The organism is Brevundimonas vesicularis, assembly GCF_027105095.1.
Classification (GTDB): domain Bacteria; phylum Pseudomonadota; class Alphaproteobacteria; order Caulobacterales; family Caulobacteraceae; genus Brevundimonas; species Brevundimonas vesicularis_E.
This window is the reverse complement of the sequence record NZ_CP114278.1, coordinates 3000305-3020009: the sequence shown is the minus strand read 5'-3', so window position 1 is coordinate 3020009 and position 19705 is coordinate 3000305. Positions and strand designations below refer to the sequence as shown.

The 19705-nt window shown below is 68.2% G+C and carries 22 protein-coding genes and 1 tRNA gene; 15 read left to right on the top strand and 8 right to left on the bottom strand.

Features of this window, described 5'->3' with window-relative positions; genetic code table 11:
• Nucleotides 1-79 precede the first annotated feature (79 nt).
• The 4 genes from O2K97_RS15030 (at nt 80) to ftsH (ending at nt 5458) form a co-directional block, all read left to right on the top strand.
• Entirely contained in the window at nt 80-1219 is a 1140-nt protein-coding gene (locus tag O2K97_RS15030) for a DUF3667 domain-containing protein (protein ID WP_269219890.1), read from the top strand.
• Nucleotides 1220-1260: 41 nt separating this feature from the next.
• Complete coding sequence (locus O2K97_RS15025; RefSeq protein ID WP_269219889.1) at nt 1261-2106, top strand: tol-pal system protein; 846 nt, start codon at nt 1261-1263, stop codon at nt 2104-2106.
• 128 nt (nt 2107-2234) lie between these two features.
• Entirely contained in the window at nt 2235-3416 is a 1182-nt protein-coding gene (locus O2K97_RS15020; RefSeq protein ID WP_419466069.1) for a tRNA lysidine(34) synthetase, read from the top strand.
• A gap of 86 nt (nt 3417-3502) precedes the next feature.
• Nucleotides 3503-5458 carry an ATP-dependent zinc metalloprotease FtsH gene (gene ftsH / locus O2K97_RS15015; protein ID WP_269219888.1) on the top strand — a complete coding sequence of 652 codons (1956 nt, stop codon included), beginning with the start codon at nt 3503-3505 and terminating at the stop codon, nt 5456-5458.
• A gap of 78 nt (nt 5459-5536) precedes the next feature.
• On the opposite strand, the gene O2K97_RS15010 is transcribed toward ftsH, so the two are convergent.
• On the bottom strand, nt 5537-5947 hold the full coding sequence (locus tag O2K97_RS15010) for a GreA/GreB family elongation factor (protein ID WP_269219887.1): 411 nt from the start codon (nt 5945-5947) through the stop codon (nt 5537-5539).
• A 202-nt stretch (nt 5948-6149) separates the two neighbouring features.
• On the opposite strand from O2K97_RS15010, the gene folP reads away from it, so the two are divergent.
• The 5 genes from folP (at nt 6150) to O2K97_RS14985 (ending at nt 9163) form a co-directional block, all read left to right on the top strand.
• Nucleotides 6150-6986, top strand: a complete 837-nt coding sequence (gene folP / locus O2K97_RS15005) for a dihydropteroate synthase (protein ID WP_269219886.1) — start codon at nt 6150-6152, stop codon at nt 6984-6986.
• 64 nt (nt 6987-7050) lie between these two features.
• Nucleotides 7051-7407 (top strand): DMT family protein, encoded by a 357-nt coding sequence (locus O2K97_RS15000; protein ID WP_055806433.1) that lies wholly within the window; start codon nt 7051-7053, stop codon nt 7405-7407.
• A gap of 42 nt (nt 7408-7449) precedes the next feature.
• Nucleotides 7450-7794, top strand: a complete 345-nt coding sequence (locus tag O2K97_RS14995) for a DMT family transporter (RefSeq protein WP_055806430.1) — start codon at nt 7450-7452, stop codon at nt 7792-7794.
• Nucleotides 7791-8591 (top strand): bifunctional hydroxymethylpyrimidine kinase/phosphomethylpyrimidine kinase, encoded by an 801-nt coding sequence (gene thiD, locus O2K97_RS14990; protein WP_269219885.1) that lies wholly within the window; start codon nt 7791-7793, stop codon nt 8589-8591. The genes O2K97_RS14995 and thiD overlap by 4 nt, the downstream gene beginning before the upstream one ends.
• A complete protein-coding gene (locus O2K97_RS14985) occupies nt 8588-9163 on the top strand; it encodes a nucleotidyltransferase family protein (RefSeq protein WP_269219884.1) in 576 nt (191 codons plus the stop codon). The genes thiD and O2K97_RS14985 overlap by 4 nt, the downstream gene beginning before the upstream one ends.
• Here O2K97_RS14985 and O2K97_RS14980 read toward each other — a convergent pair.
• A complete protein-coding gene (locus tag O2K97_RS14980; protein WP_039246144.1) occupies nt 9160-9549 on the bottom strand; it encodes a DUF983 domain-containing protein in 390 nt (129 codons plus the stop codon). The two genes, O2K97_RS14985 and O2K97_RS14980, sit on opposite strands and share 4 nt — an antisense overlap.
• A gap of 123 nt (nt 9550-9672) precedes the next feature.
• Between O2K97_RS14980 and O2K97_RS14975 the strand changes: the two genes are divergently transcribed.
• Complete coding sequence (locus O2K97_RS14975; protein ID WP_269219883.1) at nt 9673-12522, top strand: tetratricopeptide repeat protein; 2850 nt, start codon at nt 9673-9675, stop codon at nt 12520-12522.
• A gap of 185 nt (nt 12523-12707) precedes the next feature.
• Here the strand turns inward: O2K97_RS14975 and O2K97_RS14970 are convergent, their stop codons facing one another.
• The 3 genes from O2K97_RS14970 to O2K97_RS14960 all read right to left on the bottom strand — a co-directional run bounded on the left by O2K97_RS14970 (nt 12708) and on the right by O2K97_RS14960 (nt 14200).
• Nucleotides 12708-12986 carry an HU family DNA-binding protein gene (locus tag O2K97_RS14970; protein ID WP_017506838.1) on the bottom strand — a complete coding sequence of 93 codons (279 nt, stop codon included), beginning with the start codon at nt 12984-12986 and terminating at the stop codon, nt 12708-12710.
• Between the two features lie 114 nt (nt 12987-13100).
• Nucleotides 13101-13913, bottom strand: a complete 813-nt coding sequence (fliP, locus tag O2K97_RS14965; RefSeq protein WP_039244769.1) for a flagellar type III secretion system pore protein FliP — start codon at nt 13911-13913, stop codon at nt 13101-13103.
• A complete protein-coding gene (locus O2K97_RS14960; protein ID WP_039244767.1) occupies nt 13910-14200 on the bottom strand; it encodes a FliO/MopB family protein in 291 nt (96 codons plus the stop codon). Before O2K97_RS14960 ends, fliP begins: the two co-directional genes overlap by 4 nt.
• A gap of 145 nt (nt 14201-14345) precedes the next feature.
• On the opposite strand from O2K97_RS14960, the gene flgB reads away from it, so the two are divergent.
• From flgB to O2K97_RS14945, 3 genes are read left to right on the top strand one after another with little or no spacing between them, the layout of a single operon-like run.
• The gene (gene flgB / locus O2K97_RS14955; protein WP_017506835.1) at nt 14346-14750 is read left to right on the top strand and encodes a flagellar basal body rod protein FlgB; all 405 of its coding nucleotides are present in this window, start codon (nt 14346-14348) and stop codon (nt 14748-14750) included.
• A gap of 25 nt (nt 14751-14775) precedes the next feature.
• Nucleotides 14776-15195: a flagellar basal body rod protein FlgC gene (gene flgC, locus O2K97_RS14950; protein WP_369796239.1), complete on the top strand. Its 420-nt coding sequence runs from the start codon at nt 14776-14778 to the stop codon at nt 15193-15195.
• Nucleotides 15196-15205: 10 nt separating this feature from the next.
• Nucleotides 15206-15508 (top strand): flagellar hook-basal body complex protein FliE, encoded by a 303-nt coding sequence (locus O2K97_RS14945; RefSeq protein ID WP_045809720.1) that lies wholly within the window; start codon nt 15206-15208, stop codon nt 15506-15508.
• A gap of 7 nt (nt 15509-15515) precedes the next feature.
• Here the strand turns inward: O2K97_RS14945 and O2K97_RS14940 are convergent, their stop codons facing one another.
• The 3 genes from O2K97_RS14940 to O2K97_RS14930 form a co-directional block, all read right to left on the bottom strand.
• Nucleotides 15516-16052: a polysaccharide biosynthesis/export family protein gene (locus O2K97_RS14940; RefSeq protein ID WP_269219882.1), complete on the bottom strand. Its 537-nt coding sequence runs from the start codon at nt 16050-16052 to the stop codon at nt 15516-15518.
• 250 nt (nt 16053-16302) lie between these two features.
• Nucleotides 16303-17634: an FAD/NAD(P)-binding protein gene (locus tag O2K97_RS14935; protein ID WP_269219881.1), complete on the bottom strand. Its 1332-nt coding sequence runs from the start codon at nt 17632-17634 to the stop codon at nt 16303-16305.
• 98 nt (nt 17635-17732) lie between these two features.
• Entirely contained in the window at nt 17733-18593 is an 861-nt protein-coding gene (locus tag O2K97_RS14930) for a WecB/TagA/CpsF family glycosyltransferase (protein WP_269219880.1), read from the bottom strand.
• A gap of 224 nt (nt 18594-18817) precedes the next feature.
• Here O2K97_RS14930 and O2K97_RS14925 point away from each other — a divergent pair.
• Together O2K97_RS14925 and O2K97_RS14920 are read left to right on the top strand one after the other, a co-directional pair.
• Nucleotides 18818-18904: transfer RNA gene (locus O2K97_RS14925), tRNA-Leu, on the top strand.
• Between the two features lie 179 nt (nt 18905-19083).
• Nucleotides 19084-19698, top strand: coding sequence for a ribonuclease D (locus O2K97_RS14920; RefSeq protein ID WP_045809722.1), 615 nt, complete (start codon nt 19084-19086; stop codon nt 19696-19698).
• Nucleotides 19699-19705 lie beyond the last annotated feature (7 nt).

Sequence of the window (19705 nt, the reverse complement as noted above, 5' to 3'; positions counted from 1 at the left end):
CGCCTCTTTTCATTTCCGCGCTTGTCCTGACGCCGGGCGGGCGGCAGATACGTCGCCACAGGGATCGGGGGATCAGCGAATGGACATCGAAGGGGCGGGCGCGGTCGTCACGAGCGGTCTGGCGGCGGGCGCGATCGAAAAGCCGACGGGCAAGGCCGGCGAGGATCATGCCCACGGCGCCTGTTCCGACTGCGGGGCCGAAACGAGCGGCAACTTCTGCGCAAACTGCGGTCAGCCGACCCATGTCCATCGCAGCCTGCTGCATCTGGGCGAAGAGCTGCTGCACGGGGTCATGCATTTCGACGCCCGTATCTGGCGCACCCTGCCGCTGCTGTGGCTGAACCCCGGCCGACTGACGCGCGAATGGGTCGAGGGCAAACGCACGCGCTATGTCTCGCCGCTGGCGATCTTCCTGTTCACCCTGTTCGTGATGTTCTTCGCGCTCAGCTTCATGCCGCATCCCGAGTCAAAGGCCGGCGGTGGGGGCCTGGCCGAACGGATCGCGTCCCAGCGCGTGGGTCTAGCCGAGGCCGAAAAGGCCCTGGTCCAGATGCGGGCCGACAGCGGCGCCCAGCCGGACCCGACGATGCAGATGGCGATCAACGCCGGACAGAAGCTGGTCGACGACCGCCGCGCGGCCCTGGCCCGGCTGGAGGTCGAGCAGCGCGACGGCCGCGCCGACGGTCTGAAGCCCGGCAGCTGGCAGGCCAGCATCAAGGACATGGCGACCGAAGAAGCCGGCGAGACCAAGATCAAGGTCATGGGCAAGGACGCCGAGAAGGAGGGGCACGGCGTCGTGGCCACGGTGCTGAAGAAGCTGCAGAACCCGGACCTGGCGGTCTACAAGTTGCAGCAGACGATGTACAAGTTCGCCTTCCTGCTGGTGCCCTTGTCCATCCCGTTCGTGGCCCTGCTGTTCCTGTGGAAGCGCGGCTTCACCCTGTACGACCACGGGGTATTCGTTCTGTATTCGCTGACTTTCATGGCCATGCTGCTGATGCTGATGGTGGTGTCGGCGACGATCGCCGGGTGGCTGGGCGGCATCGTCATTCCGCTGGGGCTGTTGGCCGTTCCCGTTCATGTGTTCGCCCAGATGAAGGGCGCCTATTCATTGTCCTGGTTCTCGACGCTGTGGCGGACGATCGCGCTTCTGGTGTTCTGCAACATCGTGGTCGGCCTGTTCGTCACGGCCATCATCTATCTGGGACTGGGGCACTAGCTCGGCCTTGCGGCGGCCCCAAATCGGTGAAAGCTAGACGCATGACCAAGCTCTCGATCTCTCATGTTCACCTGCTCGCCGCCGCCGCCCTTGGGGTTGTCCTGATCGGAGGTGGCGCGGTCGCCCAGCAGGCCCAGCCCAACATCATGGAGCGGACCCAGTGGGACAATCGCCGCCTGGACCAGCTGGACCGCAATGTGCGGCGGCTTGAGCGCGCCCTGACCCAGAGAAACGCCGCCGGCCAGCCCGTACTGGTCGAGCCGGACCCCGAGGTTGTGACGCTGCAGGGGCAGTTCGCCCTGATGGACCGACGCCTGGGCGACCTGGAGGCCACGGTGCGCCGGATCAACGGCGACAACGAACGGCTGACGTTCCAGCTGGACGAGGCCACGCGCGAGAACGAGACGCTGAAGACGCGTCTGGCCGACGCCGAGGGCCGGTTGCAGAAGCTGGAGACCCAGGCCGAGCTGAATGCGCCGATCGAGGCGACCTCGCCGACCGGCGATGCGACGCGCGACCTGGCGGCGGCGGTGGCCCTGTTGGCGACCGACAAGCCGCGCGGCGAGCGGGCGCTGGAGACGGTGATCGCGGCCTGGCCCGATACGCCTCAGTCGCGCGAGGCCAACTCGCGCTTGGGCGACCTGCGGGTCGCGGCCAACGACAAGGCGGGGGCGGTGCCCTATTACGCCGCCGCGCTGAAGGACTGGCCGCGCATCGGCTGGGCGGCGGACACGACGCTGAAACTGGCCGACGCCCTGTTCGCAACGCAGAGGAAGCCGCAAGGGTGCGCGGCCCTGGCGGAGTTCACGCGCCGCTATGCGCCCGCCGCCTCTGACCCGCAAAAGGCGCGGGCGGCCCAGTTGAAGACGACGGGTTCCTGCGCCTGACGTCGAACCCAGCGATTCGGGACGATCTGACGGCGCGGGTCTTCTCGCGGCTGGATGCGCGACTGACGCGCGATACAGGGCGGCCGCTGGCGCTGGCCCTGTCGGGGGGCGGAGATTCCATCGCCCTGTTGCGGCTGACGACGGACTGGGCGCGGACGCGCGGGCGTTCGGTGCTGGCCCTGACCGTCGATCATCGGCTGAATCCGGACAGCGGCCGCTGGACCGATTTTGCGACCCGGGCGGCGCGGATCGCCGGGGCCGACTGGCGCGGGTTGAGCTGGGACGGGGACAAGCCCGCGACCGGGCTGACGGCGGCGGCTCGGGCGGCGCGGCATGGGCTGATCGCGGATGCGGCGCGCGAGGCGGGGGCCTCGGTCGTCCTGTTCGCCCACACCGCCGACGACATCGCCGAGGCCGATCTGATGCGGAGCGAAGGCTCGACGCTGGGACGGGTGCGCGAATGGTCGCCGTCGCCGGCCTGGCCCAAGGGTCGAGGTCTGATGCTGTTGCGGCCGCTGCTGGGCGAGCGGCGGGCGGGCTTGCGGGACTGGCTGGCGGCGCAGGGGGCCGACTGGATCGAGGACCCCGCCAACGCCGATCCTCGGTTCGGCCGCAGCCGGGCGCGGCAGGCTCTCGCGGGCGCGGCGCCGCAACCGGACGATCAGCCGCCGGCGAAAGGCGGCGCGCGGCCGACGGTCGAGGGCGCGGCGCCGCAACCGGACGATCAGCCGCCGGCGAAAGGCGGCGCGCGGCCGACGGTCGAGGGCGAGTCCATGGCGTGCGTGGACCGCGACGTGGGCGCGCGGGCGCTGGCGGCGGCCCTGGTCTGCGTCGGCGGCGGATCGACGCCGCCTCGGGGTGCGCGGTTGGACGCCCTGATGGCGCGGTTGAAGGCGGGTGAGGATTTCGCGGCGACCCTGTGCGGGACGCGGATCGAGGCTGTCGGGCTGGCGGTGCGGCTGATGCGCGAGGCCGGCGAGCTGCGCAGACGAGACATTTCGCCGCTGGCGCTGACGCCCGGCGTCGAGGCGGTGTGGGACGGCCGGTTCGTCTTCTGCGCCGATCATCCCGGCTGGTCTGTGGTTCCGGCGCGGGGGCGGTTGGCCAGCCTGTCGGACGCCGACAGGGCCGAGCTCAATCGGTTGCCGGCGGCGACGCGCGGGGCCTGGCCTGTGTTGATCAGGGACGACGCTGTGACCCCGGTTCTTGCAGGCGAGGGGGTCGAACGGTGCGGCCTTGTCGCGGAACGGCTCAGGCTGGCGCTGGACGAAACGACGCACGAAGACGACCTGATTTCCGCCACCCGATAGCGTAACGCTGATTAAGCCCCTATTTTCCCAGACAGACACATCCAGACCGTCGATCCCACCGGGGTCGCGGACGACCGAGGACCTCAATGAACCTGCGTAATCTGGCGATCACCGGCGTGATCATTCTGGCGTTGCTGGCGGGCTATGCGGCGCTGTCGCAGGGCGGCGCCATGAACGGCGTGACGGGCCAGCCGGCCGGCAAGCCCGAGGCCATCAGCTATTCCCAGCTGGTGCAGCGCGTGAACGCGGGCGAGGTCAAACAGGTGACCATCCGCCTGGACAAGGTGAACGGCGAGCTGAAGAACGGCGAACGCTTCACCTCCACGACCACCTATCCCAACGAACAGCTGGTGGCCCAGATGCTGGCCGCCAACGTCGAGATCGACGCCAAGTCGGGCGGCCAGTCGATCTGGATGAGCCTGCTGCTGGGCATTCTGCCCATCGCGCTGCTGATCGGGGTGTGGATCTTCTTCATGCGCCAGATGCAGGGCGGGGCGAAGGGTGCCATGGGCTTCGGCAAGTCCAAGGCCAAGCTGCTGACCGAGCACAAGGGACGCAAGACCTTCGACGACGTCGCCGGCGTGGACGAGGCCAAGGACGAGCTGCAGGAGGTCGTCGACTTCCTGAAGGATCCGGGCAAGTTCCAGCGTCTGGGGGGCAAGATTCCCAAGGGCGCCCTGCTGGTCGGCCCTCCCGGCACCGGCAAGACGCTGCTGGCGCGCGCGGTCGCGGGCGAGGCGGGCGTGCCCTTCTTCTCGATCTCGGGTTCGGACTTCGTCGAGATGTTCGTCGGCGTCGGCGCTAGCCGTGTGCGCGACATGTTCGAACAGGCCAAGAAGAATGCGCCCTGCATAATCTTCATCGACGAGATCGACGCCGTCGGTCGCCACCGCGGCGCGGGTCTCGGCGGCGGCAATGACGAGCGCGAACAGACGCTGAATCAGCTGCTGGTCGAGATGGACGGTTTCGAGGCGTCCGAGAACATCATCCTGATCGCCGCGACCAACCGTCCCGACGTGCTGGACCCGGCCCTGCTGCGTCCCGGCCGGTTCGACCGTCAGGTGGTGGTGCCGAACCCCGATGTCTCGGGCCGCGAACGCATCCTGCGCGTCCACATGAAGGACGTGCCCTTGGCCGCCGACGTCAACGTCAAGACCATCGCACGCGGCACGCCCGGCTTCTCGGGCGCCGACCTGGCCAACCTGGTCAACGAGGCGGCCCTGACGGCGGCGCGCAAGGACCGTCGCATGGTCACCCACCGCGACTTCGAAGACGCTAAGGACAAGGTGCTGATGGGCTCGGAGCGTCGCTCCATGGCCATGAACGAGGAAGAAAAGCGCCTGACCGCCTATCACGAGGCCGGCCACGCCATCGTCGCCATGAACGTCAAGGCGGCCGACCCGGTGCACAAGGCGACCATCGTGCCCCGCGGCCGCGCTTTGGGCATGGTGATGCAGCTGCCGGAAGGCGACCGCTATTCGATGAAATACCAGCAGATGATCGACCGGATCGCCATCATGGCGGGCGGCCGCGTCGCCGAGGAGCTGATCTTCGGGCCGGAGAACATCACCTCGGGCGCCAGCTCGGACATCGAACAGGCGACCAAGCTGGCCCGGGCCATGGTCACCCGCTGGGGCTTCTCGGACAAGCTGGGCACGGTGGCTTACGGCGAGAACCAGGAAGAGGTCTTCCTGGGCCACTCGGTCGCCCGCAGCCAGAACATCTCCGAAGAGACGGCGCGCACCATCGACGAAGAGGTCCGTCGCCTGGTGACCTCGGGCTGGGACGAGGCGCGCACGATCCTGACCACCAAGGCCGAGGATCACGAGAAACTGTCTCAGGCCCTGCTGGAATACGAGACCCTGTCGGGCGAGGAGATCAAGGATCTGCTGGAGAAGGGCGTCGCGCCGAACCGCGACGAGAACAACTTCCCCAACGCCGGGCCTTCGGTTTCGGTGCCGGTGACGCCGGTGTCGGACGGCACGGACATCGAGGTCCCGGTCGCCGCGCCGGCCGCCACCAGCGTGCCGACGGTCCACTGAACCGGCGTTCAGTTCGGAATGAAGAAGCCCGCCGGGAGAGCGATCTACCGGCGGGTTTTTCATGAGCGGCGCCGGGGATCAGGCGGGCAGCATTTCCGCGTCCTCGATCATCACCGGCGTCAGGCTGCGTTCGGCGCCGGACGGGTCGCTCCAGGAAATGGTGTGGCCTTCGACCAGGCCGATCAGGCCCGCGCCGACGTGGGACAGGACCGAAACCTTGCCCGCGTCGATGTCGGCATCCTTGGGCAGGACGATCTGGATGCGGCGCGGATCGGACGCGCGGCCGTCGATATAGTGCAGCCAACGGTTCAGGGGCACGGCGCCCTTGGGAAGGTCGCCCGGTTCACAGATGACGGCGCGCTCCAGTTCCTCCTGAAGCATTCCCGCCACGCCGTCGCCGGGCATGTCGCCGACCAGGCGCGACAGAGTGTCGTGGTCCTGTGCGCTGAGGAAGATGTCGGGGCGGACGGGCAGGGTAGATTGGGTCATGGCGGGCTCGCAGACGGCATGGGACGCCGCACGCGCGTGGCGTCGTGCGGCGTCGAAAAGGAATGGGGTTCAGATCAATGCCCGGAACGGGGCGAAGGGCGCGCGGCCGTTCCGGGTCAGTCGCCTGCGACGAGGCGTCCCGCGTGGGAAAGGCGTCGAGCCTGGCTGACGAAATGCGCGATCACGGCTACAGGCTGGTCCCATGGCCCATGAAAGTCAAACCGCGCGGACGGCCGCCTTGTCGCAGGTGATGGGCATCGTCAATGTGACGCCCGACAGCTTCTCGGACGGGGGGCGATGGGCCTCGACCGAAGGCGCGATCGATCAGGCCATGCGGCTGGTCGTGGACGGGGCCGATGTGCTCGATATCGGCGGGGAGAGCACCCGGCCGGGGGCCGAGCCGGTGGGCGAGGCCGAGGAGATCGACCGGGTCGCGCCGGTCATCGCCGGCGTCCGCGCGCGGTGGGGCGGGGCGATCAGCATCGACACGATGAAGCCCGCCGTCGCGCGCGCCGCCGTCGCGGCCGGGGCGACGATGTGGAACGATGTGACGGCGCTGAGCCATGCGCCCGAGAGTGCGGCGGTCGCGGCCGAACTGGGGTGCGACGTCGTGCTGATGCACATGAAGGGCGAACCCCGCACGATGCAGGCGGACCCGCGCTATGACGACGTGGTGGTCGAAGTGCGGGACTATCTGCGCGGGCGGGCCGAGGCGGCGATGGCGGCGGGCGTGGCGCGCGAGCGGATCTGGCTGGATCCCGGCATCGGGTTCGGCAAGACGCTGGCGCATAACATGGCGCTGACGGCGCGGTTGGACGCGCTGGTCGATCTGGGCTTTCCGGTGCTGTACGCCGCCAGTCGCAAGCGCACGATCCAGGCCATCGATGCGACGGCGGTCGCGGCAACCGATCGGCTGGGCGGGTCACTGGCCCTGGCGCTGGAAGGCGCGCGGCGCGGGGCGCGGATGGTGCGGGTTCACGATGTGCGCGAGACGGTGCAGGCGCTGAAGGTCCAGGCGGCGGTGACGGCGGCGGATTGAAGGCCCGCGACGGACGGTCGCAGCCGGTGTAGAGGGCAGGTCTGCAACAGCCCTGATCTGCCTCATGCCCCTGACCGCCTACATCGCCCCCATCGTCATGTTGTGCCTGTCGAACGTCTTCATGACCTTCGCCTGGTACGGCCATCTGAAGTTCGATCACAAGCCGCTGTGGCTGCTGGTCATGGCCAGCTGGGGCATCGCCTTCTTCGAATACTGGCTGGCGGTGCCGGCCAATCGGATCGGCATCCAGGTCTATTCGCCGGCCGAACTGAAGACTATGCAGGAGGTGATCACCCTGTTGGTCTTCGCCGGCTTTTCGGTCCTGTATCTGGGCGAGAAGCTGACGGTGAACCATCTGGTCGGCTTCGCCTTCATCGCGCTTGGGGCCTTCTTCATCTTCAAGGGACCGCTGGGCGGCTGATCGCGGCTTGCTCCGGACCGCGGCCTGTTCCATCTGGTCGCCATGTCCTGGGTGATGTCGATCAATCCGTGGGCGACGCTGGTTGTCGCCGGTCTGCTGGAGGTCCTGTGGGCCTCGGGCCTCAAGAACGTGGGCGTCAGCCGGCCGTGGACCTCGCTGGGGGTTCTGGTCGCGCTGGCGGGCAGCATGATTCTGTTGTGGGTCGCCACGCAGAAGCTGCCGATCGGCACGGCCTATGCGGTCTGGACCGGCATCGGGGCGGTGGGCGCGGCGGTGGTCGGCATCCTGGTCTATGGCGAGCCGGCGACGGCGGTCAGGGCCGTGTGCATCCTGCTGATCGTGGCGGGCATCGTCGGGTTGAAACTGTTTTCGGGAGCGGCGGCATGAGCGCGCTTCATCAAGGACGCGTCTTGATTCTGGCGGGGTCGGACAGCGGCGGCGGCGCGGGCATCCAGGCCGATATCAAGGCCGTGACGATGATGGGCGGGTTCGCCGCCACCGCCATCACGGCCATCACGGTGCAGAACACCCTGGGGGTTCACGGCGTCCATCCGCTGCCGCTGGATCTGATCGCAGCCCAGGCGCGGGCGGTGCTGGAGGACATCGGGACCGACGCGGTCAAGACCGGCATGCTGGGCTCGGTCGAGGTGGTCGAGACGGTCGCGGCCCTGCTGGACGAGGCGGCCGCCCCGGCGGTGGTCGACCCGGTCATGGTGGCCAAGGGCGGCCATCCCCTGTTGCCGGATGCAGCGGTCGAGGCGGTGAAGCGCCTGATGATCCCGCGCGCGGCCCTGCTGACGCCCAATGCGCCCGAGGCCGAGGCCCTGACGGGGTTCGCGGTGCATGATCTGGACGGCCAGCGCCGGGCGGGCGAGTCCCTGCTGACCATGGGCGCGCGGGCGGTGCTGATGAAGGGCGGCCATGTATCGGGGCCGACGGTGATCGACCTGCTGATGACCGCAGACGGCGAGACGGTGCTGGAGGCCGAACGGATCGACACCCGCCACACCCACGGCACCGGCTGCACCCTGGCGAGCGCCTGCGCGGCGGGTCTGGCGATGGGGCGGCCGCTGGAGGTCGCGGTGGCCGAAGCCTGGGCCTATGTCGGCGAGGCGATCCGCCGGGCGCCGGGCTTGGGCGGCGGGCACGGGCCGCTAGATCACGGCTGGCCGGTGCGGGGATGAGCGAGCTGGAGGCGGAACTGACCGCCATCGTGCGCGCGGACGCTGGCCTGATGCACGTCCTGACGACCGTCCGGGCGCTGGGCCTGCCCGATTGGCGACTGGTGTCGGGAGCGGTCTATCAAGCCGTGTGGAACGCCAGGACAGGGCGGCATCCGGGCTATGGGGTCAAGGACTACGACCTGGCCTATTTCGACGCGTCGGACCTGTCCTATGAGGCTGAAGACGTCGTCATCAAACGCGTCGCCGCCGCCTTCGACGAACCGTTCCGCAGCCAGGTCGAGGTCCGCAACCAGGCGCGGGTGCACCTGTGGTTCCAGAACCGGTTCGGCGAACCCTATGAGCCGCTGGGATCGACCGACGAGGCGCTGGAGCGGTTCGTGGCGCCGACCTTTGCGGTCGGAGTGCGGCTGGAGGTGGATGACAGCCTCAGCGTCGCCGCGCCTTTCGGGCTGGAGGACGTGTTCACCCTGACGATCCGGCCCAATCCGAACCGGCCGCTGGCCAAGGGCTGGACCCGGACCATCGAGAATGCGCGCGGTCGCTGGCCCGAGCTGACGGTGATCGAACCCTAGAAAGGCCCGTGCTTGCCGTTCGAGGAGAACTCGGGCGGGGCGGCCTTGTGGACGTATTGTTCGGCGACCAGCCAGGCCTTGAAGGGGCGAAGGCACCCCAGGCACAGGGCGACCAGGATCGGCAGGGTCACGACCAGATGCACCCAGATCGGCGGGTGGACGGTGAAGTCGAACACCATCAGCAGGATCATCCCCACCACCCCGACGGCCGTCATGACGAAGAAGGCCGGGCCGTCCGCCGGATCGGCGAAGGCGTAGCTGAGCCCGCACGCGGGACATTCCGTCTGAAGCGTCAGATAGCCCTTGAACAGCGGACCCTTGCCGCAGCGGGGGCAGCGACAGGCCAGGCCGGTCTTCAGGGTGCTGAGGCGCGGATAATCGGTCATGGGACGACTATGGGCGCTTAAAACGGCGCTGTCGCGTGGACCGGTTGTCCTAACGCCATCCATCATCACGGTGAACGGCGGTTAACCGCGATTAAAGGCCTTGTGCGGCATGGGTCGGGAGATATGTCCGGGGCCTCGCCGACAAAGCGCATCCTGAAGACGACCGTGGCCGCCGCCACGGCCGGCGCCGTCGTGTTCGCGCCGATGGCGCCGCTGGCCCAGGAAGTCGGCCGGTCGCGCGATCCGCTGTCCATCAATATCGGCGCCAACGCCGAGTTCACGCGGGTCGAGTTCGGCGGCGTGATCGGGGTGCGCTCGCGCGTCAGCCGCGAGGGCGACAAGGTCGTCGTCCGGCTGGGGACCACCGCCGCGCCCGACGTCTCGCGATTGAAGGTCGATCCGCCGGCGGGGGTGAAGTCGGTCGAGACGCGGCCGAGCCGGGGCGCGGCCGGCACGGACCTGATCCTGACGCTGGAACAGGGCGCGGATGCGCGCTCGGGCGTCGCGGACGGGGCGGTTTGGCTGAACCTCTATGCGCCCGGCAAGGCGCCGGAAGGCGGGGACGCCGCCAAGCCGCAGACGACCAGGGCCGTGGTGCCGGTGCGGGCCGAGACGGCCGGCGGCAAGACCGTCCTGACCTTCGACTGGGGCGCGCCGGTGGGGGCGGCGGTCTTCCGCCGGGGCGATGCGGTGTGGGTCGTGTTCGATACGGCCGCGCGCATGGATATGACCGGCGCCAAGGCGCTGGGGTCGGCCAAGAACGCCCAGTGGGCGGCCGGGCCGGGCTATACGGCGCTGAGGATCGCCGAACCCGAGGGGTTGGGCGTCTCGGCGCAGGGGCAGGGCGGGACCTGGACCGTGACCCTGGGCGGCCCGGACGGTGCGGCGGGCGGGGTCGAGGTCGGCCGGTCCGACGACGGCGCGCCGGTGCTGGTGGCGCAGATGGCCGGGGCGACCAAGGCGGTCTGGCTGACCGATCCGCTGCTCGGAGACCGGTTCGCGGCGGTCACGGCCCTGGCGCCCGGCAAGGGCTACGCCGGCGGACGGCGCACGGTCGATCTGAGCCTGATCCCGACCGCGCAGGGCCTGGCGGTCGAAACGTCGGCCGACGACCTGAAGATCGAGGCGGCGGGCGATCTGGTGACCCTGAGCCGACCCAGGGGGCTGGCCTTGTCGTCGCCGGCGGCCGGGCTGGAGACGGGCGACCACAATGCAGATGCACCCAAGCGGGCGGCCTATCCGGCCCTGATCGACGAGGCGTGGTCCGCAACGGGCGAGGCGGGATTCTCGGACCGCTATCGCCGGCTGCAGGATGCGGCCGGGCTGGAGACGATCGCGGCGGCGGATAATCCGCGCGCGCCGATCGAGGCGCGGATGGCGCTCGCCCGGTTCCTGGTCGGGTCGGGCCTGAACTATGAGGCCATCGGGGTGCTGAACGCCCTGATCGCCAAGGCGCCCAACCTGCAAGGCGAGCCCGAAGTGCGCGGCCTGCGGGGCGTGGCGCGCGTCGGCGTCGGGCGGTTGGAGGAGGCACAGGTCGATTTCGCGGGTGCCGCCCTGGCCAACGATCCGGCGACCAAGGTCTGGCTGGGCTATATCGCCTCGGAAATGGGCGACTGGGAGGGGGCGCGTCGCAACTTCGCCGCCGGCGCCCCCGCCATCGACAGCTTCCCCAAGGAATGGCGCGCGCGGTTCGGCGCGGCCCACGCCATGGCCGCGATCCAGTTGAATGATCTCGCCGCCGCCCAGCAGCTGTTGGCCTATGTGTTCAGCCAGGATGCGCCAGCGGTCGATCAACTGACCGCGCGGCTGGTGCAGGCCCGGATGTTCGAGCTGAACGGCGACAAGAGCCGGGCGCTGGCGGTCTATAAGGCCGTGGCGCGCGCGCCGCTGGACGGGATCGCCACGCCGGCGAAACTGGGCGCCATCAGCCTGGAGCTGGACAAGGGCGCGATCACGCCGGATCAGGCGACCGCCCAGCTGGAACAGCTGAAATGGCGCTGGCGCGGGGATGCGACCGAGATGGCGGTCGTGCGCAAACTGTCGGGCATCTATCTGCAGCAGGGGCGATACCGCGAGGCGCTGGACGCCCTGCGCGGGGCCGGCAAGCGGATGGCGGGCGTGCCGGGCGCAGCCGAGGTGCAGGCGGATCAGGCCAACGCCTTCCGCGCCCTGTTCCTGGACGGGGCGGCGGACGGTTTGCAGCCGGTGCAGGCGCTGGCGCTGTTCTATGACTTCCGCGAACTGACCCCGATCGGGGCGGACGGCGACGAGATGGTGCGGCGTCTGTCGCGCCGGCTGATCGACGTGGACCTGCTGGATCAGGCCGCCGAACTGCTGAAGCACCAGGTGGATGAGCGTCTGGACGGGGTGGCCAAGGCCCAGGTCGCGACCAATCTGGCTACCGTCTATCTGATGGACCGTCAGCCGGAGAAGGCGTTGCAGGCCATCTGGGGCTCGCGCACCACCCTGCTGCCCAATGCGATGAACAGCGAGCGCCGGGCGCTGGAGGCGCGCGCCCTGATGGATCTGGGCCGGTTCGACCATGCGCTGGAGGTGCTGGACCGGGATCAGTCGAACCCGGCGCGCGAGGTGCGGGCCGACATCTTCTGGAAGCAGCAGAAGTGGGGCGAGGCGGCGCCGATCTATGAGGCGCGGCTGGGCGATCGCTACAAGACCGCGACCACGGCCCTGACGCCGGCCGAGGAGAGCTGGCTGATCCGGGCGGGCGTCGGCTACTCGCTGGCGGGCGATCGGGCCGCGTTGCAGCGGCTGAGCGGGCGCTTCGGGCCGATGGTTCCCGGCGCGAGGTCGGCGGCGGCGCTGCGGGTCGCGCTGGATGACAATCTATCGGGCGTGGCGGGAACGGGCGACTTCGCCAATCTGTCCAGCCAGGCCGACACCTTCGTCGGCTGGGTCAACAGCGCCAAACAGGCGTTCAGAAAAGAAGCCGACGCCAAGAGCGCCGCCTGAAATTGAAGCGGGCGGAGATCGCGTCGCGACCCCCGCCCGTCGAAGCATAATCCTCCCCCGTGCTTTACGGGGGAGGGGGACCACGAAGTGGTGGAGGGGGCGGACCCAGCACCGGTGATGCCGTCGCCCCCTCCACCGCCTTACGGCGGTCCCCCTCCCCCGCGATGCGGGGGAGGATCTAAGGCTTAGCCGTTGACGGCGTCCTTCAGCGGCTTGGAGACGCGGAAGCGCACGGCCTTGGAGGCGGCGATCTTGATGGTCGCGCCGGTAGCCGGGTTGCGGCCTTCGCGCTCAGCGCGGTCGGCGGTGTCGAAGACGCCCAGGTTCGAGATGCGGATGTCGCCGCCCGACTTCAGGGTCGAGTGGATGTTTTCGACGATCGCGGTCAGCACCTTGCCGGCGTCGGCCTGCGAAACACCAGCGTCCTTGGCGACGGCGGCGATCAGTTCGGCTTGAGTGGTCATAAGAAGCGTTTCCAGTGTTAGTCGCCCGATTCCGAGCGAGGACCGGGGGATCAACACGGATTTCCATACGCTTTGCAAGCGCCGATGACGCTTAAAGCCATATGGGGCGGGGGATTATCCGGTACCGGACGCCCGCTGGAAGCTCTCGACCAGGCTTCCGGCGACCAATCGCCAGCCGTCCACCAGCACGAAGAAGATCAACTTGAAGGGGAGGGAGACCACCACCGGAGGGAGCATCATCATGCCCATGGACATCAGCACGCTGGCCACCACCAGATCGATCACAAGGAACGGAACGAAAAGGAGAAATCCGATTTCGAACGCCTTCTTCAGCTCGCTGATCATGAAGGCCGGGGTGACCACACGCAGGGGCAGGTCCTGGACGTTCTGGGGCGGGTCGATCTTCGACAGCCGGGTGAACAGGGCGAGGTCCCCACGGTCCACCTGGGCCAGCATGAAGGTTTTTACGGGTTCGGACGCCTGATCGAAGGCCTGGGGCAGTTCGATCTGCTGATCCATCAGCGGACGAATGCCCGAATCATAGGCGTCCTGCCAGGTCGGGGCCATGACGATGGCGCTCAGGAACAGCGACAAAGACACTAGGACGGCGTTCGGCGGCGACTGTTGCAGGCCCAGCGCCGTGCGCAGCAGCGACAGCACCACGATGATCCGCACGAAGCTGGTGGTCATGATGACGATGGACGGCGCCAAGGACAGGACGGTCATCAGACCGACCAGCTGGACCACGCGCTGGGTCAGGCCGGCGCCGGTGCCCAGATCAATGTTGAGGGCCGAGCCGCTTTGCGCCGCCTGCTGAGCCAGGGCCGCGACAGGCCAGGCCAGGCAGACAAGAGTGGTGAACAGCGACAGCAGGGCCGCACGCTTCAGCTCGGCGCCGGTCGGCTTGACGAAGACGGCGGGCTTCACTGGCCGCCTCCTGTTTTGCCGAGAGAGGGCTGACGCGGTTCGATCAGTTCGCGGCCTTCGCCCAGCAGGATCAGCCGCTCCTCGTCGTCGACGCGGACCAGAACGAGGCGACGGGCGGGGTCCAGCACCAGGGTCTCGACGACCTGAAGCCGGCGCTCGCCGCGCTCCGCATTCAACCGGGCCAGGATTTGCGGCGCATAGCGGCGCGCAGCCCAGGCCGCGATCCCGATCAGGCCGAGGGTGAAGGCCAGGCCGAAGACCGCCCGGGCGAGATCGAGGAAATTCATGACGCTGCAAAGGCCCCGCGCAGTCCGCGCTCAGGCCGCGAATGTTAACCACCACGGTTAACGACCCGTTGAGATAACCCCCTATTAACCATCTAGGCGGCATTTTCTGCCCATCGCGCGCATTCGCGTCGCACGGGAGACCGCCATGGGCGTCGCCGACATACCGCTGCTGGGGCAGATCAAGGGCCGGCTGGGCTGGCTGGACGCGCGCCAGCGGGTCATCGCCGAGAACGTCGCCAACGCCGATACGCCGGGCTTCGTCGGGCGCGACCTGAAACAGCCGACCGACTTCGCCGCCGCCATGCGCTCGGGCGGGGGGCTGCAGATGGTGCGCACCAATGCGGCCCATATCGCGCCGGCCGGTTCGCCGGTGCGGTTCGCTCCGACCAAGGCCCCCGATTCGGAGACCACGCTGGACGGCAACTCGGTGGTGGTCGAAGAGCAGATGCTGAAGATGGCCGAGAGCCGCATGGCCTATGACGCCGCCATCGGCTTCTACCAGAAATCCATGTCCATGATCCGCATGGCCGCCAAGCGGCCGGGCGCCTGAGCCGATGGCCGAGAAGGACTGACCCATGCCTGATCCCATCCCCCCTTCGAACAGCGCCATGGCGGTGGCGGCCTCGGCCCTGAAGGCGCAGCAGTCGCGCATGCGCGTGATCGCCGAGAACATCGCCAACGCCCAGTCGACGGCGCGCACGCCGGGCGGCGAGCCTTATCGCCGCCAGATCCCGGTCTTCCAGGCGCGCGAGGTCGATGGGGCGACCGGCGTCACCCTGGCCGAGGTCCGGCCTGACCAGGGCGACTTCAAGATGGACTATGACCCGTCGCACCCTGCAGCGAATGCGCAGGGCTATGTGATGCGGCCCAATGTCGACACCCTGGTCGAGGCGATGGACATGCGCGAGGCGCAGCGCGCCTATGAGGCCAATCTGAACGTCATCGAGACGGCGCGGTCGATGGACAGCCGCACCCTCGACATCATCAAACGCTGAGGACTAGGCCATGAATCCGATGATGGCCGCCAAGGCCTATGCCGCCGTTCAGGGCGGCGCCATGCCGACCGCCGCCCAAGCGCCCGGCGTCGGGGACGGCGGCTTCGCCGACCTGGTCAAGAACGCCATGACCGACATGACCCAGCAGTCGCGCGCGGCCGAAACCCAGATGACCCGCTCGGTTCAGGGCCAGGGCAATCTGATCGATGTGGTCACGGCGCTGAGTTCGGCTGAGGCGTCCCTGGAAACGGTGATCTCGGTCCGCGACCAAGTGATTTCCGCCTATAAGGAAATCATGGCGATGCCGATCTGACGGCAGGTCAGAAGTAGCGTTCGCCGATCCGAAGGGTGTCGCCGGGCGAAACACGCGCATCGGCGGTCAGCGGCTGGGCCTCTTCGACCCGTGATCCGGCGCGACGCACGAAGACGCGGCGCGTGTTGGCGCGATAGGTGAAGCCTTGGGCCGTCGCCACGGCGTTCAGCACCGTCAGGTCCGGCAGATAGGGGTATTCTCCCGGCCGATTGACCTCGCGCAGGATGTAGATCGGCCGATAGGTCAGGACCTGGGCGGTGACGCGCGGCTGGTTCAGATAGCCCTGGCTCAAGGCTTGAGCGACGGCGTCCTGAAGCTGGGCGCCTGTCAGGCCGGCAGCCTGGACCTCGCCGATCAGGGGCAGGGCGATCCGGCCGTTGGCGTCGATCACGAACTCGCCGCCCAGCGCCGCCTCGCCGAAGACGTCGATGCGCACCTTGTCGGCGGAGGCGAGGCGATAGTCCGACACGCTCTGAGGCGCAAAGGCGGTCAGGCCCAGCGACAGGATCGCGACCAGCAGGCCGATGCCCGTCTTTACCCCCATGTCATCGCCCCTGATCGTTTCGGGTGTGAAGGCTAAACGCGTCGGTTGTTCCGGTCTAGGGGCGGGTCGAGGGTCAAAAAGAGAGGTCTCTCTGCTCGTCATTCCGGGGCTGAGCGGAGCGAAGAACCCGGAACCCAGGGCAGCAGTCGCGCTGTTGAACACGTCCAGCGCCTGATGCCCGCCTCCTGGGTTCCGGCTTCGTCCTTCGGACGCCCCGGAATGACGTCCCCAGGCTGATTTCCGATTGGACTTACAAGCGGTCCGACAGGATACGGGCGGCGAGATCGCGGGCCTGGCCGCGCAGGTCGGGCACGGCCGTCATTTCCCAGAAGGCGCCGCGCGTCAGGGGGCCGATGGCGTGAAGACCGCGCGCGGGTGCGCCCGCGCCGTCCAGCAGACCGCCCTCGTCATCGACCTGCAGGCCCAGGCCTAGGGGATCGGGGCGACCGTAACCCTTGTCCAGGATGTCGCGGATCATCGGTTCGGTGCTCTTGGAGATCACGCCCAGCGGCCCGGTGCAGTTCACGACCAGATCGAACCGTTCCTTGATGGCGCGCTTCTTTCCGCGCGGACGCCACGAGACCTCGATGACGTCGGTCGCCTTCAGCTCGGTCAGCTTGCCGGCCAGGATCGTCAGCTCGCCGCCGGCAAGCATGGAATGGATGTCGCGCGCCGGGCCGGGCGACAGGCGGTGGCGATGCACGTCCCAAAGCGGGCGCAGATGGCGCAGGAAGCGGCTGCGCTCGACCCGCGACCAGCCACGCCAGATGTCGCGCGCGGAATGGCGCAGGCGGTCGAACACGGCGCGCCAATCCGCCTCGGCCGTCGCGGTCCGGATCTGACGCAGGATTTCGGCCGGGCTGCCCAAAAAGGCGCCGACATAGGGCGTGGGCGGAACGGTCGCGTGGGCGCGGGGCAAAAGGCCGTGACGCGACAGGGCGGTCAGGCGGCGTCCGGGCCGGCGCAGGGTGATGGCCGCATCCACCATCGTCAGGCCCGACCCGATCAGCAGGACATTGCGGGCGTCGCGCGCGGTCTGGGGATCGAACCGCCAGGGGTTTTCGACATAGGCAGGGGAGGCGCGGACCGCGTCCTCGACGCCAGGGGGCGAGGCGGGCTCCAGATTGCCCAGCGCCAGCACGACCTGATCGGCCGCAACCTCTCCGTCGCTGGTCACGATGCGCCAGCCGTCGTCCCGGCGATCGATGGACTGCGCCTCGGCGCCGATCAGGGTCAGGCGGTCGGGGGCGTCGTCCAGCGCCTCGTCCAGCAGGGCCTGAAGATAGTCGCCATAGACGCCGCGGGTGATGAAGCCGTCCTGGGCGCGCCACGACGGCTGTTCGGCCAGCCAGTCGGCGAGGTGACTGGGCTGGTCGGGAAAGGCGCTCATATTGTCCAGGCGGACGTTCAGCAGATGGCCGGGATTGCCGGTGTCGTAGGTGGTGCCGGGACCGAAAACGCCGCGCCGTTCGATCAGGGTGACGCGCACGTCGCGCGAGGCCTTGAGCAGATTGACGGCGGTCAGCAGACCGCTGAAACCCGCGCCGACGATGGCGACATGCGGTCCATTCTGCTGCGGCACGCGCACCCCCGTCTTCCGTTTCCGTCGCTGTCGATAACACGCGCCGGGCCAGAGGGATCATGGCGATAAATATCTATCTGACAGTAGGAATAACGTGATCAGTGGCGGCGACGCCTGGCCTGGCGGATGTCGCGCAGGGCCAGCGGAAGGAGCGTCCAGGGCTCGACGCAGTAGCGGACGAACAGCCGTTTGGGGTCATGCAGCAGGCGATAGGCCCATTCGACGCCGGCGCGTCCCATCCAGCGCGGGGCCGCGCTTTGAACCCCCGCCTCATAGTCGAAAGCGGCGCCGACCGACAGGATGACGCAATCGGGCAGGCGCTCGAAATTGTCGGCGATCCATAGCTCCTGGCGCGGCATCCCCATGCCGACGAATAGGATATGGGGCTGGAAGGCCGTGATCCGATCCAGGACGGCGGCGTTCTCGGACGAACCGGGCCGGGCGTCGAAGAAGCCGTGGTGGATGGCGATGTCGGCGTCCGGATAGCGGAGCTTCAGCCGGCGGGCCGCCTCGTCGCCGACGCCGGGCGCGCCGCCGACGGACAGGACGCGCCAACCCTGACGGTTCCCCACGCTCCAGAAATGGTCGCGCCAGTCCAGATACGTGCAGCGGTGAAAGTACCGACTGTGCAGGCCCAGGGCGCGCGAGAAGGTCAGCAGCGGTGTCGAATCGACCTCGATCAGATCGGCCTTGTCGTAGAAGGCGCCGAGTTCAGGCCGCTTCTGCATCAGATACAGGCTGTGCAGATTGTGATTGGCGATCAGGCTCTTTGTCCCCTGTCGCACCGCCTGCTGGATGTGGTGCAGCACCTCTTCCGGCTTCACCAGATCCATCGGTTGCCCCAGGATCGTGACCCGCTCGTGAGCGCGGCGGTTCTGGCGGAACGGCGCGCGCGGCCGAGCGCGACGTTCCGTGACGACGCGCTCTGGCGCAGAGGGGCTGAGAGACGGGTCCGCCATGAGGCGCTTCTAGACGACCCGGCCTCAAGACGGGGTTAGAAAACAGGCTTAGCGCCCATTAAGTCGCCGCCGGACGCGGATCGAAAATGATGTGCGGCCAGGGTTGGCGCGCCGCGCGCGCAAGAAATCTCACAAAGGCGAAAAATCCTTGTTGACCCCGCCCGGAGCCTCCCTTAGAGGTCCGCGCCTTCCCGATGGAAACGCCGCAAGGCGCTGCCGACGGGGCCCAGATGGCGGAATTGGTAGACGCGCTGGCTTCAGGTGCCAGTGGCTTAACGGCCGTGGAGGTTCGAGTCCTCTTCTGGGCACCATCTTTCAGAAAGCGTCGCACCGAACGGTGCGGCGCTTTCTTTGTTTTGGCCTATCGAAATGCGCGCGGCGGCATTTTTTGTGGCCTATCGGAATACGCGCGGCGCATTCCTGCTTGAGGCCGTTTCGTGAATAAGCTTGCCCGTTTCGCGCGCCGTGTTCGCCGTGTAAGAGCCTGAGCATGACCGTTTACCTGCATGAGGGCGATCTGCCCGACGATCTGGACCTGGGGTCCGAGGTCGCCATCGATTCCGAGACGATGGGCCTGCGTTTCCGCCGCGATCCGCTGTGCGTGGTGCAACTGTCGTCGGGCGACGGAAACGCCCATGTCGTGCGGCTGAACCGGCCCGCCTATGACTGTCCGAACCTGAAGCGGGTGCTGACCGATCCGGCGGTGACCAAGATCTTCCACTTCGGCCGGTTCGACATCGGCATGTTCCTGCTGCACCTCGGAGTCGAGACGCGGCCGGTCTATTGCACCAAGATCGCCTCCAAGCTGGCGCGCACCTATACCGACCGGCACGGGCTGAAGGACGTGGTGCGCGAGACGGTGGGCGTGGACCTGTCCAAGGCGCAGCAGTCCTCGGACTGGGGCGCCGAGACGCTGAGCCAGGCGCAGCTGGACTATGCGGCGTCGGATGTCCTGTATCTGCATGCGGCCAAGGCCAAGCTGGACATGATGCTGGCGCGCGAAGGGCGAACCGATTTGGCCGCTGAATGTTTCGATTTCCTGCCGACGCGGTCGGCGCTCGACCTGGCCGGCTGGGACGAGACCGACATCTTCGCCCACAGCTGAGGCGCGC

Excerpts from the sequence above, each read along its gene's own strand:
- O2K97_RS15030 (WP_269219890.1), top strand. The coding sequence starts at position 80 with ATGGACATCGAAGGGGCGGGCGCGGTCGTCACGAGCGGTCTGGCGGCG.
- O2K97_RS15025 (WP_269219889.1), top strand. The coding sequence starts at position 1,261 with ATGACCAAGCTCTCGATCTCTCATGTTCACCTGCTCGCCGCCGCCGCC.
- ftsH (WP_269219888.1), top strand. The coding sequence starts at position 3,503 with ATGAACCTGCGTAATCTGGCGATCACCGGCGTGATCATTCTGGCGTTG.
- O2K97_RS15010 (WP_269219887.1), bottom strand. The coding sequence starts at position 5,947 with ATGACCCAATCTACCCTGCCCGTCCGCCCCGACATCTTCCTCAGCGCA.
- folP (WP_269219886.1), top strand. The coding sequence starts at position 6,150 with ATGGCCCATGAAAGTCAAACCGCGCGGACGGCCGCCTTGTCGCAGGTG.
- O2K97_RS15000 (WP_055806433.1), top strand. The coding sequence starts at position 7,051 with ATGCCCCTGACCGCCTACATCGCCCCCATCGTCATGTTGTGCCTGTCG.
- O2K97_RS14995 (WP_055806430.1), top strand. The coding sequence starts at position 7,450 with ATGTCCTGGGTGATGTCGATCAATCCGTGGGCGACGCTGGTTGTCGCC.
- thiD (WP_269219885.1), top strand. The coding sequence starts at position 7,791 with ATGAGCGCGCTTCATCAAGGACGCGTCTTGATTCTGGCGGGGTCGGAC.
- O2K97_RS14985 (WP_269219884.1), top strand. The coding sequence starts at position 8,588 with ATGAGCGAGCTGGAGGCGGAACTGACCGCCATCGTGCGCGCGGACGCT.
- O2K97_RS14980 (WP_039246144.1), bottom strand. The coding sequence starts at position 9,549 with ATGACCGATTATCCGCGCCTCAGCACCCTGAAGACCGGCCTGGCCTGT.
- O2K97_RS14975 (WP_269219883.1), top strand. The coding sequence starts at position 9,673 with ATGTCCGGGGCCTCGCCGACAAAGCGCATCCTGAAGACGACCGTGGCC.
- O2K97_RS14970 (WP_017506838.1), bottom strand. The coding sequence starts at position 12,986 with ATGACCACTCAAGCCGAACTGATCGCCGCCGTCGCCAAGGACGCTGGT.
- O2K97_RS14960 (WP_039244767.1), bottom strand. The coding sequence starts at position 14,200 with ATGAATTTCCTCGATCTCGCCCGGGCGGTCTTCGGCCTGGCCTTCACC.
- flgB (WP_017506835.1), top strand. The coding sequence starts at position 14,346 with ATGGGCGTCGCCGACATACCGCTGCTGGGGCAGATCAAGGGCCGGCTG.
- flgC (WP_369796239.1), top strand. The coding sequence starts at position 14,776 with ATGCCTGATCCCATCCCCCCTTCGAACAGCGCCATGGCGGTGGCGGCC.
- O2K97_RS14945 (WP_045809720.1), top strand. The coding sequence starts at position 15,206 with ATGAATCCGATGATGGCCGCCAAGGCCTATGCCGCCGTTCAGGGCGGC.
- O2K97_RS14940 (WP_269219882.1), bottom strand. The coding sequence starts at position 16,052 with ATGGGGGTAAAGACGGGCATCGGCCTGCTGGTCGCGATCCTGTCGCTG.
- O2K97_RS14930 (WP_269219880.1), bottom strand. The coding sequence starts at position 18,593 with ATGGCGGACCCGTCTCTCAGCCCCTCTGCGCCAGAGCGCGTCGTCACG.
- O2K97_RS14920 (WP_045809722.1), top strand. The coding sequence starts at position 19,084 with ATGACCGTTTACCTGCATGAGGGCGATCTGCCCGACGATCTGGACCTG.